Source organism: Escherichia sp. MOD1-EC5950 (assembly GCF_002965345.1).
GTDB classification, from domain to species: Bacteria; Pseudomonadota; Gammaproteobacteria; order Enterobacterales; family Enterobacteriaceae; genus Escherichia; species Escherichia marmotae.
This window is the reverse complement of record NZ_PTSR01000012.1, coordinates 15,295-28,305: the sequence shown is the minus strand read 5'-3', so window position 1 is coordinate 28,305 and position 13,011 is coordinate 15,295. Positions and strand designations below refer to the sequence as shown.

Genomic DNA, 13,011 nt, shown 5'->3' with positions numbered 1-13,011 from the left:
TCTCTCTGATGGCAGCAAAGATTATTGACGGTAAAACGATTGCGCAGCAGGTGCGCTCTGAAGTTGCTCAAAAAGTTCAGGCACGCGTTGCGGCCGGACTGCGGGCGCCAGGACTGGCCGTTGTGCTGGTCGGCAGCAACCCTGCATCGCAAATTTATGTCGCAAGCAAACGCAAAGCTTGCGAAGAAGTCGGGTTCGTCTCCCGCTCCTATGACCTTCCTGAAACCACCAGCGAAGCAGAACTGCTTGAGCTTATCGATGCGCTGAATGCCGACAATACCATCGATGGTATTCTGGTGCAGTTGCCGCTTCCGGCGGGAATTGACTACGTCAAAGTACTGGAACGTATTCACCCGGACAAAGACGTAGACGGTTTCCATCCTTATAACGTTGGTCGTCTGTGCCAGCGTGCGCCGCGCCTGCGTCCTTGCACCCCGCGCGGTATCGTCACGCTGCTTGAGCGTTACAACATTGATACCTTTGGCCTTAATGCTGTGGTGATTGGTGCATCGAATATCGTCGGTCGCCCGATGAGCATGGAACTGCTACTGGCAGGTTGCACCACCACCGTGACTCACCGCTTCACCAAAAATCTGCGTCATCATGTGGAAAACGCCGATTTGTTGATCGTCGCCGTCGGCAAGCCAGGCTTTATTCCCGGTGACTGGATCAAAGAAGGCGCAATTGTGATTGATGTCGGTATCAACCGTCTGGAAAATGGCAAAGTTGTGGGCGACGTCGTGTTTGAAGAAGCGGCTAAGCGCGCCTCATACATTACGCCTGTTCCTGGCGGCGTTGGCCCAATGACGGTTGCCACGCTGATTGAAAACACGCTACAGGCGTGCGTTGAATATCATGATCCACAGGGTGAGTAACATGGCGACATTTTCTTTAGGTAAACATCCGCACGTTGAGCTGTGCGACTTGCTGAAACTGGAAGGCTGGAGCGAAAGCGGCGCGCAGGCGAAAATCGCGATTGCTGAAGGCCAGGTGAAAGTCGACGGCGCAGTTGAAACGCGCAAACGTTGCAAAATCGTCGCCGGTCAGACAGTGAGTTTTGCAGGTCACAGCGTACAGGTTGTTGCCTGACCCCATTCCGGCCTGCCTGTATGCAGGCCGATTCTCTTTTCAGACCTTTGCCCTCTTCGTTGCTTTCATTCATGCTGTTAGCATCAACATTTTGCCGAAGCAATCATCATGCCAACCGTTATTACCCACGCCGCCGTCCCCCTTTGTATTGGTTTAGGGTTGGGGTCGAAAATCATCCCGCCGCGTCTGTTATTTGCCGGAATCATCCTGGCGATGCTGCCAGACGCCGACGTATTGTCGTTTAAATTTGGCGTTGCCTACGGCAATGTTTTTGGCCATCGCGGTTTTACTCATTCGCTGGTATTTGCGTTTGTTGTCCCGCTGTTATGCGTGCTTATTGGGCATCGATGGTTCAGGACGGGGCTGATTCGCTGCTGGCTATTTTTAACCGTATCGCTGCTATCACACAGCTTGCTGGATTCGGTAACCACTGGCGGCAAAGGTGTTGGCTGGTTGTGGCCGTGGTCAGAGGAACGATTTTTCGCCCCCTGGCAGGTGATTAAAGTCGCGCCGTTTGCGTTATCGCGTTACACCACGCCATATGGGCATCAGGTGATTATTTCAGAGCTAATGTGGGTATGGTTACCGGGAATAATAGTGATGGGAATATTGTGGTGGGGCAGGCGTAAATTGCGCTGAGCGTATCCTCTCCCTTACGGGAGAGGATAAGAGTGAGGGTGTTACTTACGACGCCAGGTGGTTCCTTGCGGGCCATCTTCCAGCACGATCCCCATCTCGTTAAGACGATCACGCGCCGCATCCGCTGCCGCCCAGTCTTTGGCTTTACGAGCATCCAGACGCTGTTGAATTAACGCTTCAATCTCAGCCACTTCGCTGTCGTCTGCCTGTGCGCCGCTTTGCAGGAACGCCTCCGGTTCTTGCTCCAGCAGACCCAGCACGGCAGAGAGTTTACGCAGGTGAGACGCCATTGCGTTCGCCGCTGCCATATCTTCTGCTTTCAGACGGTTCACTTCACGCGCCATATCAAACAACACGGAATAGGCTTCCGGCGTGTTGAAGTCGTCATTCATCGCCTCGATAAAGCGCGCTTCAAACGCTTCGCCACCCGCAGGAGCAACGGTTTTGTCTGTGCCACGCAGCGCAGTGTAGAGACGTTCCAGCGCCGCACGCGCCTGTTTCAGGTTCTCTTCACTGTAGTTCAACTGGCTGCGATAGTGACCCGACATCAGGAAGTAACGCACGGTTTCGGCATCGTAGTATTTCAGCACATCGCGCACGGTGAAGAAGTTACCCAGCGATTTAGACATCTTCTCGCGGTCAACCATCACCATGCCGGAGTGCATCCAGTAGTTGACGTATTGACCATCGTGCGCACAGGTGGACTGGGCAATTTCGTTCTCGTGGTGCGGGAACATCAGGTCAGAACCGCCGCCGTGGATATCAAAGTGATTACCCAACTGTTTGCAGTTCATTGCCGAACATTCAATGTGCCAGCCAGGACGACCCGCGCCCCACGGAGAAGGCCAGCTCGGTTCGCCCTCTTTCGACATCTTCCACAGCACGAAGTCCATCGGGTTGCGTTTGTCATCGACCACGTCAACGCGCGCGCCTGCCTGCAACTGGTCGAGATCCTGACGCGAGAGCACGCCGTAAGTTGGATCGGTCGGTACGTCGAACATCACGTCGCCGTTGTCCGCCACATAGGCGTGACCTTTAGCAATCAGTTGTTCAGTGAGTTCAATAATTTCTGCGATATGGTGCGTTGCACGCGGCTCCATGTCCGGGCGCAGGATATTCAAAGCATCGAAATCTTTGTGCATTTCAGCGATCATGCGATCCACCAGTGCCACAAAGCTTTCGCCGTTTTCATTGGCGCGTTTGATGATTTTGTCGTCGATATCGGTAATGTTGCGCACATACTTCAGCTTATAGCCGAGGAAACGCAGGTAACGCGCAACCACGTCAAAGGCGACAAAAGTACGCCCATGACCAATATGACAGAGATCGTAAACGGTGATTCCACACACGTACATGCCGACTTCCCCGGCGTGAATAGGCTTAAATTCCTCTTTTTGGCGTGTCAGAGTATTGAAGATTTTTAGCATCGAAGATTCCGTTTAGACATGTGTGGGTAATTGAGTTGCGTATAATACCCATATTTCCCGCGCGAATCAGCATACATTGCGAGATGATCCGATCGTGCGGTTATGCTATAACACCACCCTATATATGACCCGAACCGGGTTGAAGCACCAATCAAACGGAACAGGATGCAAAAATGGTTACTTTCCACACCAATCACGGCGATATTGTCATCAAAACTTTTGACGATAAAGCACCTGAAACAGTTAAAAACTTCCTGGACTACTGCCGCGAAGGTTTTTACAACAACACCATTTTCCACCGTGTTATCAACGGCTTTATGATTCAGGGCGGCGGTTTTGAACCGGGCATGAAGCAAAAAGCCACCAAAGAGCCAATCAAAAACGAAGCCAACAACGGTCTGAAAAACACCCGTGGTACGCTGGCAATGGCTCGTACTCAGGCTCCGCACTCTGCAACTGCCCAGTTCTTCATCAACGTGGTTGATAACGACTTCCTGAACTTCTCCGGCGAGAGCCTGCAAGGTTGGGGTTACTGCGTATTTGCCGAAGTGGTTGAAGGCATGGACGTAGTCGACAAAATCAAAGGTGTCGCAACCGGTCGTAGCGGTATGCACCAGGACGTGCCAAAAGAAGACGTTATCATTGAAAGCGTGACCGTTAGCGAGTAATCGTGGCGACACTCTTTATTGCAGATCTTCATCTCTGCGTGGAAGAACCGGCGATCACCGCCGGTTTTCTGCGTTTTTTAGCGGGAGAAGCCCGCAAGGCCGACGCGCTGTATATTCTTGGCGATCTGTTTGAAGCATGGATTGGCGACGATGATCCCAGCCCGTTTCATCGCCAGATGGCGGCGGCGATCAAAGCGGTATCCGACTCCGGCGTTCCCTGTTATTTCATTCATGGCAACCGTGATTTTCTGCTCGGCAAACGCTTTGCCCGTGAAAGCGGCATGACGTTATTGCCAGAAGAAAAAGTGCTCGAACTTTATGGTCGTCGGGTGCTGATTATGCATGGCGACACGCTGTGCACCGATGACGTCGGTTATCAGGCTTTTCGCGCCAAAGTCCACAAGCCCTGGTTGCAAACGCTATTCCTCGCCCTGCCGCTGTTTTTACGTAAACATATTGCTGCGCGAATGCGCGCAAACAGTAAAGAAGCCAACAGCAGTAAATCGCTGGCGATCATGGACGTTAACCAAAACGCGGTGGTCAGTGCGATGGAAAAGCATCAGGTGCAATGGCTGATCCACGGGCATACGCATCGCCTGGCGGTGCATGAACTCATCGCCAATGCGCAACCTGCTTTCCGCGTCGTGCTGGGAGCCTGGCATACCGAAGGTTCGATGGTGAAAGTCACGGCAGATGACGTTGAGCTAATCCACTTTCCTTTCTGACCGCGAATGAACAGATTCTGAAAAAGCGCCAGACTACCGCAACCTGTATATCTTTTTCTGAGTCAGCAAGGTAATAAGTCCCTGAGTGAAATAACAACAGGGAATATTATTATGCGACGCTGCAACGGATTTTTGATTTCTGGCATCGCCCTTACGGCAGGAGCGCCTCTGTGTATTAGCTGGTTTGGCCTTGTCGGCTTCTATTTTGGCGTATTGTCACTGGTAGCTGCGGCGGTCATTTCGTGGATAGTCTATTTCTGGCTCATTTACTTAGTACTCACCCGCCCCCATAACCAACGTTTTGTCGAAAGATTTGTATTGATTGTCGGTATTTGCTTTTTTCCGTGGAGCATTGTGCTGATATGGGCATTCTTTGCCAGTTCATCCAGAGCGCATAATCAACACGCAGATCAGATTAAAAACTCAACAAATGACGGTTAATCCCGCCTACGCAACCGTTTTCCTTGCTCTCTTTCCGTGCTATTCTCTGTGCCCTCTAAAGCCGAGAGTTGTGCACCACAGGAGTTTTAAGACGCATGTCTTCCCGCAATAATCCGGCGCGTGTCGCCATCGTGATGGGGTCCAAAAGCGACTGGGCTACCATGCAGTTCGCCGCCGAAATCTTCGAAATCCTGAATGTCCCGCACCACGTAGAAGTGGTATCTGCTCACCGCACCCCTGATAAACTGTTCAGCTTCGCTGAAAGCGCCGAAGAGAACGGTTATCAGGTGATTATTGCGGGCGCTGGCGGCGCAGCGCACCTGCCAGGCATGATTGCCGCAAAAACGCTGGTGCCGGTGCTGGGCGTACCAGTACAGAGCGCCGCACTGAGCGGTGTCGATAGCCTCTACTCCATCGTGCAAATGCCGCGCGGCATTCCGGTGGGTACGCTGGCGATTGGTAAAGCGGGCGCGGCAAACGCGGCGTTACTGGCAGCACAAATTCTTGCTACTCATGATAAAGAACTGCACCAGCGTCTGAATGACTGGCGCAAAGCCCAGACCGACGAAGTACTGGAAAACCCGGACCCGCGAGGTGCGGCATGAAACAGGTTTGCGTCCTCGGTAACGGGCAGTTAGGCCGTATGTTGCGCCAGGCAGGCGAACCGTTAGGCATTGCTGTCTGGCCGGTCGGGCTGGACGCTGAACCGGCGGCGGTGCCTTTTCAACAAAGCGTGATTACCGCTGAGATCGAACGCTGGCCAGAAACCGCATTAACTCGCGAGCTGGCGCGCCATCCGGCCTTTGTGAACCGCGATGTATTCCCGATTATTGCCGATCGCCTGACTCAGAAGCAGCTTTTCGACAAACTTCACCTACCGACCGCGCCGTGGCAGTTACTTGCCGATCGCAGCGAGTGGCCTGCGGTGTTTGATCGTTTAGGTGAGCTGGCGATTGTTAAGCGTCGTATTGGTGGCTATGACGGTCGCGGTCAATGGCGTTTACGCGCCGATGAAACCGAACAGTTACCGGCTGAATGCTACGGCGAATGTATTGTCGAGCAGGGCATTAACTTCTCTGGCGAAGTGTCACTGGTTGGCGCGCGCGGCTTTGATGGCAGCACAGTGTTTTATCCGCTGACGCACAACCTGCATCAGGACGGTATTTTACGCACCAGCGTGGCTTTCCCGCAGGCCAATGCACCGCAGCAGGCGCAGGCCGAAGAAATGCTGTCAGCGATTATGCAGGAACTGGGTTATGTCGGTGTGATGGCGATGGAGTGTTTTGTCACCCCGCAAGGTCTGTTGATCAACGAACTGGCTCCGCGTGTGCATAACAGCGGTCACTGGACGCAAAACGGTGCCAGCATCAGCCAGTTTGAGCTGCACCTGCGGGCGATTACCGATCTGCCGTTACCGCAACCGGTGGTTAATAGCCCGTCGGTGATGATCAACCTGATTGGTAGCGATGTGAACTATGACTGGCTGAAACTGCCGCTGGTGCATCTGCACTGGTACGACAAAGAAGTACGCCCAGGTCGTAAAGTGGGGCATCTGAATTTGACCGACAGCGACACATCGCGTCTGACCGCGACGCTGGAAGCATTAATCCCACTGCTGCCGCCGGAGTATGCCAGCGGCGTGATTTGGGCGCAGAGTAAGTTCAGTTAACCTGGTGCTCATATTCTTGCCGGATGCGGCGTGAACGCCTTATCCGGCCTACCGATCCGGCACCAATTGTAGGCCTGATAAGATGCGCCGGCATCGCATCAGGTATCGTGCGCCAACTGCCGGATGCGGCGGGAACGCCTTATCCGGCCTACCGATCCGGCACCAATTATAGGCCTGATAAGATGCGCCAGCATCGCATCAGGCATCGTGCGCCAATTACCGGATGCGGCGGGAACGCCTTATCCGGCCTACCGATCCGGCACCAATTGTAGGCCTGATAAGATGCGTCAAACATCGCATCAGGCACAAATGCCTACGACGACAACGAAATACAGGTTCCCGCCTCGCCCGCCAGCGTCTCTTCAATTCGCGATAACGCACCAATCCACGCGGGTTTACCACGGCTTCTGACATAACCACTCACCGCCGTCACCTTCGGCCCCATCGAACCATCGGCTTTGGCAAATGGCGCTAACTCATCCGGTGTGGCATGGCGAATGGCGCGTTGCTGTGGCGTTCCCCAGTTTTCATATACCGCATCAGCATCGGTGAGGATCACCAGCCCATCGGCATTAATCTGCCTGGCGAGCAACGCAGCGGCGAGATCTTTATCAATCACCGCTTCACTCCCAGCTCCGTCATCCGTCACCGGAACACCGCCGCCGCCACTACAAATCACCACATGCCCCTCTTTGAGCAACAACTCAATGGCTTCGCTGTCGAGAATTTTACGCGGTTGTGGAGATGCCACCACCCGGCGCAAGTATTTACCGTCGCGTTTCATCTGCCAGCCATATGCCGTTTCCAGCGACTCTTGCTCTTCCGGCTGATAAACCGGACCGATAAACTTCTCTGGCTGCGAAAATGCCGGATCATCAGGTGAAACTTCAATGCGCGTCAGCACCGTCGTCACCGGTGGCATCTGCGGCTGTGCGCTCAAACTCTGCGCCAGCATATAGCCAATCATCCCCTGGCTTTCCGCCACCAGCACATCCAGCGGATACGGTTCCACCTCTTTCCACGCCAGATTCTGTAACGCCAGCAGCCCCACCTGCGGCCCGTTGCCGTGAACAATCGCCAGCCGATAAGAACGCGCCAGACGTGCCAGCGCGGGTACAGCACTGGCAATATTGCGATATTGATTTTCTGCCGTCAGCGCCTCACCGCGCTGGAGTAAGGCGTTGCCCCCAAGAGCTACAACCAGTGTTTTCATGGTGTTCCTTGTAATAATTGTTGACCAAGCCAGAACCCCAGCAGCGTATCTGCCCCTGACGTATGCCCCAGCGCCAACAGCGAATCAATCGCTGCTTCGATACGTTTCGGGCAACTCAGAGCATGAACAAAGTGCAGGAGTGGCGAGGCGAAATAGCCTTGGGCGGCGTAACGCAAATAACTAACGCTCACCGCCGTGGTAACGTGTTGAAGATTGTCGGAACAGGCAAAAAACGGGCGACCGGAGCGCGCATCTAAAGCGCCATAATACCAGGCCGCCAGCAGCATTCCGCTCAGCGTGTCATCATGACTTGGCGTTAATCCCGGACCTTTGCCCAGCCAGTGCCGCCAGTCGGTCTTAACGCCATTGAGTGCGGTCTGAAAACAGTGACGAAACTGGCGCAATTCAGCGGGTAGCGGATCGCTTAGCGCCAACACCAGTGGCCCAAAAAGCCCGGTTTCCTCCGCGCGTTGCATCCATGCAGCGGCAAGCGGTTGAGGATGCGCAGGCGGCGTAATACGTAGCAAACAATAACGCTGTGGCTGTTTAACCGTAAAACGCCCGAGGCAAATCCCTTGAGCCACAACTTGCGGTCGTTCATTGCCACGTAATCCACCGCATAACGCATCGAATTGCGCGCGGCGAAGCACCCATCCTCCGGGGCCGAAACCACTTCCCTGACGATGCAGCGTTAACAGTTCGCCGCTTTCCGTCAGCAGATTAATCGCCCGCCGCCAGACGCCCGCTAACCGCCAGGACTGGCGATAGTCTGGTGCGCTACGACTGGCAAGCAGAGGATGGATGATCGTCATCGCGCGTTCCTCAACCAATACCCATACTTTCAGCCAGGGCTTCCAGCGCCTGTTCAAAGCAGGCCAGCGGTGCCCGTACAGTGCCTGCCCCTATCTGCCCGATCCCCGCTTCTTTATGGGCGATACCAGTATTGATGAGCGGCGTAATGCCGGTTTCCACAACGCGACGAATATCCAGCCCCAGACATGCGCCCTGGAAATCCCAGCCGGGGATCGGCAACTGCATATTGCGTTCAAAGAAGATTTCCGCCATCTCTTCAGATACCGTTCTTGCAGCCTCCACGCCACCCGCACCGACAAAACGCGTTACGCCTGGGGCGGCGATCATTGCCGCTCCACCGATACCAAAGGTTTCGGTAATCGCGCTATCGCCCATATCCGGATTCGCCTGCTCCTGCGAGAAGCCGGAGAAAAACAGACCTTGTGGAGTGTTAACTGGCGCAGTAAACCAGCGATCGCCCAGACCGCTTACCCGAATCCCAAACATATTGCCGTTGCGGGTCATTGCCGTAACGATGCTGCCCGCGCGGATCATCGCACCTGCATCCATCGCCGCCTTGCAATAGGCCATCGCGAGATTGAGGAAGAACTGATCGGTCACGCTAAGGAAGTCCATCACCTCCGCGATTTGCTGTTTATCGTGATCGAGACGGGCGATTTGCGGTGCCAGCGCACGCATCAACAGTGCTGAGGAAGCAATGTTGCGTTGATGGAACTCATCGCCCATCGTAATGCCCTGCGCCATCATCGTGGTGAGATCGATACCATGCTCTATGCGCCCCAGCGCGGCGCTTAATACTGGCATCAACACATCGCGCATCCAGCGATGGCGAGTCAGAACATCTTCGCCATAGGCACCGAAACGCATCACTTTGCCGATACCTTCGTTGAGGTTGCAATACGCCCGGTTACCGTCGGTCACATTCTCAACCACCAGCATCGGCATACTGGCAGAGGTAATACCGCCCATTGGCCCGACAGCATTCACATGGTGGCAAGGAATGAAGTTCACTTCCCCCTGCTCCAGCATCGCCAAAGCCTGCGCTTCATCTTTTGCCCAGCCTTCAAACAGACATGCGCCCACGCACGCTCCTTTCATTGGCCCGGTCATCTCCTGCCAGCGCATCGGTGGCCCGGCGTGAAGCAGTGTTTTACCCTGATTTAACGCGCTAATGAGTGAAGAAGCCGGTTGCACATCCAGCCAGTGTGGACGAGCGCGACGAATTTGTTCGATAACCGCAGTATTGGCTTGCGCCACTGATGTAAACATGGGAACCCCTTATTGCAAACGTTCTAATAAACGAGCCAGTTTTTTATTGCCGCCAGCGACTGGCACCCATTGGTAATGCACTACCGGTTTGCTGGCACTTTGAAGATCCAGCGCAAAACTGCGTAACCCGGCGTTAATCACAGCGACGTTTTTCAGTAATGATGGAGTGTATTTATGCGTGGCTGGCGAAAGCGGATGAATCAGCGCCGCCGCCAGCAACGTGGCTTCAGGCAGTGAACTGACCACCGCGATCCCCGCATCTTCCAGTGTGGCAATTTGTTGCGAACGGCATTGCGGGTCACGTTCAGTACCCGTCACCGTGGCAATGGCATACAGAGGTTGACTATCTGGACGGGCGTCACAGGCTTGTTGCCATGCGCTTACCAGCGATGCGGCAGGATCGGCAGTCGCACCAAAACCAATCACCACATCGAGTAGCAATACACGCACTTGTGGTTTAGCACCGAGATCGGCAATCAACAGATTACGTAACGTCGGGTCGATCATCGGATGGGGACGCCCGACGGTGTAGAAATCATCGCCCAGATCGAGGATCTGGTGACCATCAGCGTCCAGCATCATGCCGTGATGATGGGCATCGTCGGCTGGCACGCCCAGATGTCCGGCGAGTAATCCCGCCGCTTCGGCTGCCAGCGTACCGCCGGTATACAAGCCGCAAATAAATCCACTGCTGGCCGGAGCTATCGCGTTACGTCGCGCTGTAACGCGTGAAAGCAGGCAAGCCAGACGCGCGGCATCATCCAGCGAGGAGGCAAACCACACATTCTCGTCACGAGTCGCCGTCGGGGTATAACCTAAAAACAGCGCCACCGTCGGTTTGCCGGTTACTTTCATGGCATTAACAATTTTCAGGCGCACGGCTTCGGCTGGCGGTTTTGAGACAAACGCCAGCACTTCGCTTTTCTCGTCTGCACTGAGCATTTCCAGCGCCGTCAGCGCACTGATGCCGCCCACTTCACGGCTGAGATCGCGCCCGCCCAGACCAATTGCGTGGGAGATCCCCTCCCCTGCCAGCGCAATCTGCGAGCACAATTCCTGGATCCCTGTACCAGAAGCGCCAATGACACCAATATTGCCTTCCGGCATCACATTAGCGAAAGCCAGCGGCGTAGAGGCAATCATCGACGTACCGCAATCCGGCCCCATCACCAGCAAGCCTTTTTCCCGCGCATGAGTTTTGAGTTGGATTTCGTCTTCCAGCGTGACGTTATCGGAGAACATCATCACGTTGAGGTTGCGATCCAGCGCCTGATTAGCCAGTTCCGCCGCGTACTCACCCGCCACTGAAATCAGCGCCAGATTAGCGGCGGGTAATTTCTGACAGGCGCTATCCCAGCGGCGCACCTGCGTTAACGCCTGGCTGCTGACCGTCCCCTGCGCCAGTTGCTTTAACGCCTCTTCAAGCTGCTGCATAATCGCCTGCGCGATCCCCGCATCCGCCGCTTCGCTACGAATTGCCACGCAAATATCGTTCGGCGTGGCGTTATTAAAATCGTCATGCCAGAAACCTGTAGTCTCTAATAACGCTTTATTAGCGGGCGTACCCATCATTACGGAAACATCATCAACATTTTCTGATTCGCTGAGTTTTCGTGAAATAATCATTAAACTGACCGAATCCTGAAAACACCCTTTTTTAATAAAGGCGTGGATCATAACAACTCCTTAAAAATTGCACCCATGGCAATTGCACGAGCAGTATTAATGTGTCAATTACGGTATCGTCGGCCGATGGTAAATAAGGTGATAAACATCACACAGAGATTATTAGTAAAATAAATCAAATAACCGCCAGAGCATTACGTGTTATTTTTTAACAAGCGACGTAATTTTAAAAATCAGATTAAAAACAGGCGGATTATCAAATAAATTCTAACTATATTTTTTTGCCTGTCTGGATCACATAATCCAGATATTTTCCCTGTATGTTAATTGCAGTCATGCTTCACACCGTCGTTAAAAAGGAAGACAGATGAAAATCAGTCGGGAAACACTCCACCAGCTAATTGAGAATAAACTCTGCCTGGCTGGGTTAAAACGTGAGCACGCTGCAACCGTTGCTGAAGTATTGGTTTACGCCGATGCCAGAGGGATCCACTCTCATGGCGCGGTACGCGTGGAATACTACGCAGAACGCATTTCAAAAGGCGGCACTAACCGCGAACCGGCATTCCGTCTTGAGGAGACAGGGCCGTGCTCGGCAATTTTACATGCCGACAACGCCGCCGGGCAGGTTGCCGCAAAAATGGCTATGGAACATGCCATCAAAACCGCCCAACAAAATGGCGTTGCCGTGGTCGGCATTAGCCGGATGGGGCACAGCGGTGCAATCTCTTATTTTGTGCAGCAGGCAGCTCACGCCGGATTAATTGGCATTTCGATGTGTCAGTCCGATCCCATGGTGGTGCCATTTGGCGGGGCGGAAATTTACTACGGTACTAACCCGCTGGCCTTTGCCGCGCCGGGAGAAAGTGACGAGATCCTTACCTTTGATATGGCGACTACCGTACAGGCATGGGGGAAAGTACTCGACGCGCGCTCGCGCAATATGTCTATTCCGGAGACCTGGGCGGTCGATAAAAACGGAGCACCAACAGCCGATCCATTCTCGGTTAACGCCCTGCTGCCTGCTGCCGGACCGAAAGGTTATGGCCTGATGATGATGATTGATCTGCTTTCAGGCGTGTTACTCGGTTTACCGTTCGGGCGTCAGGTCAGTTCAATGTATGACGATTTACACGCCGGACGTAATTTGGGGCAATTACATCTGGTAATTAATCCTGACTTTTTCTCCTCCAGCGAATTATTCCGACAACATCTTAGCCAGACCATGTGCGAATTAAATGCCATTACCCCCGCGCCCGGTTTTAGCCAGGTTTATTATCCCGGACAGGATCAAGATATTAAACAACGCAAAGCCGCCGTCGAAGGTATCGAGATTGTTGATGATATTTACCAGTATTTAATTTCCGACGCGCTTTATAACACGTCATATGAAACGAAAAATCCCTTTGCACAATAATAATTGAGACAGGAC

The 13,011-nt window shown here is 53.7% G+C and carries 14 protein-coding genes; 9 read left to right on the top strand and 5 right to left on the bottom strand.

What is annotated here, in order from left to right; all coding sequences use genetic code 11:
- The first annotated feature begins 8 nt into the window (after nt 1-8).
- From folD to BEA93_RS13430, 3 genes are all read left to right on the top strand, one after another.
- Nucleotides 9-875: a bifunctional methylenetetrahydrofolate dehydrogenase/methenyltetrahydrofolate cyclohydrolase FolD gene (folD, locus tag BEA93_RS13440; protein ID WP_000729173.1), complete on the top strand. Its 867-nt coding sequence runs from the start codon at nt 9-11 to the stop codon at nt 873-875.
- Between the two features lies 1 nt (nt 876).
- Nucleotides 877-1,089 (top strand): ribosome-associated protein YbcJ, encoded by a 213-nt coding sequence (ybcJ, locus tag BEA93_RS13435; protein WP_000190288.1) that lies wholly within the window; start codon nt 877-879, stop codon nt 1,087-1,089.
- 108 nt (nt 1,090-1,197) lie between these two features.
- Nucleotides 1,198-1,728: a metal-dependent hydrolase gene (locus tag BEA93_RS13430; RefSeq protein WP_105224674.1), complete on the top strand. Its 531-nt coding sequence runs from the start codon at nt 1,198-1,200 to the stop codon at nt 1,726-1,728.
- Between the two features lie 41 nt (nt 1,729-1,769).
- Here the strand turns inward: BEA93_RS13430 and cysS are convergent, their stop codons facing one another.
- Nucleotides 1,770-3,155: a cysteine--tRNA ligase gene (cysS, locus tag BEA93_RS13425; protein WP_000912352.1), complete on the bottom strand. Its 1,386-nt coding sequence runs from the start codon at nt 3,153-3,155 to the stop codon at nt 1,770-1,772.
- Nucleotides 3,156-3,328: 173 nt separating this feature from the next.
- Between cysS and ppiB the strand changes: the two genes are divergently transcribed.
- The 5 genes from ppiB (at nt 3,329) to purK (ending at nt 6,658) form a co-directional block, all read left to right on the top strand.
- Entirely contained in the window at nt 3,329-3,823 is a 495-nt protein-coding gene (gene ppiB / locus BEA93_RS13420; protein ID WP_000256002.1) for a peptidylprolyl isomerase B, read from the top strand.
- A 2-nt stretch (nt 3,824-3,825) separates the two neighbouring features.
- Nucleotides 3,826-4,548, top strand: a complete 723-nt coding sequence (gene lpxH / locus BEA93_RS13415; RefSeq protein WP_105224675.1) for a UDP-2,3-diacylglucosamine diphosphatase — start codon at nt 3,826-3,828, stop codon at nt 4,546-4,548.
- 111 nt (nt 4,549-4,659) lie between these two features.
- The gene (locus tag BEA93_RS13410) at nt 4,660-4,989 is read left to right on the top strand and encodes a hypothetical protein (RefSeq protein ID WP_001515931.1); all 330 of its coding nucleotides are present in this window, start codon (nt 4,660-4,662) and stop codon (nt 4,987-4,989) included.
- A gap of 95 nt (nt 4,990-5,084) precedes the next feature.
- Nucleotides 5,085-5,594 (top strand): 5-(carboxyamino)imidazole ribonucleotide mutase, encoded by a 510-nt coding sequence (gene purE, locus BEA93_RS13400; protein ID WP_001295318.1) that lies wholly within the window; start codon nt 5,085-5,087, stop codon nt 5,592-5,594.
- Nucleotides 5,591-6,658, top strand: coding sequence for a 5-(carboxyamino)imidazole ribonucleotide synthase (gene purK, locus BEA93_RS13395; protein WP_000815515.1), 1,068 nt, complete (start codon nt 5,591-5,593; stop codon nt 6,656-6,658). Before purE ends, purK begins: the two co-directional genes overlap by 4 nt.
- 313 nt (nt 6,659-6,971) lie before the next feature.
- Here purK and BEA93_RS13385 read toward each other — a convergent pair whose 3' ends face one another.
- From BEA93_RS13385 to BEA93_RS13370, 4 genes are read right to left on the bottom strand one after another with little or no spacing between them, the layout of a single operon-like run.
- Nucleotides 6,972-7,871 (bottom strand): carbamate kinase, encoded by a 900-nt coding sequence (locus tag BEA93_RS13385; protein WP_000855393.1) that lies wholly within the window; start codon nt 7,869-7,871, stop codon nt 6,972-6,974.
- Nucleotides 7,868-8,683, bottom strand: coding sequence for a DUF2877 domain-containing protein (locus BEA93_RS13380; RefSeq protein ID WP_016263019.1), 816 nt, complete (start codon nt 8,681-8,683; stop codon nt 7,868-7,870). Before BEA93_RS13380 ends, BEA93_RS13385 begins: the two co-directional genes overlap by 4 nt.
- Nucleotides 8,684-8,693: 10 nt before the next feature.
- Complete coding sequence (locus tag BEA93_RS13375) at nt 8,694-9,953, bottom strand: DUF1116 domain-containing protein (RefSeq protein WP_105225103.1); 1,260 nt, start codon at nt 9,951-9,953, stop codon at nt 8,694-8,696.
- Between the two features lie 9 nt (nt 9,954-9,962).
- Nucleotides 9,963-11,630, bottom strand: a complete 1,668-nt coding sequence (locus BEA93_RS13370) for an acyl-CoA synthetase FdrA (RefSeq protein WP_105225102.1) — start codon at nt 11,628-11,630, stop codon at nt 9,963-9,965.
- Between the two features lie 316 nt (nt 11,631-11,946).
- On the opposite strand from BEA93_RS13370, the gene allD reads away from it, so the two are divergent.
- Nucleotides 11,947-12,996, top strand: a complete 1,050-nt coding sequence (gene allD, locus BEA93_RS13365; RefSeq protein WP_001515927.1) for an ureidoglycolate dehydrogenase — start codon at nt 11,947-11,949, stop codon at nt 12,994-12,996.
- Nucleotides 12,997-13,011: the final 15 nt, after the last annotated feature.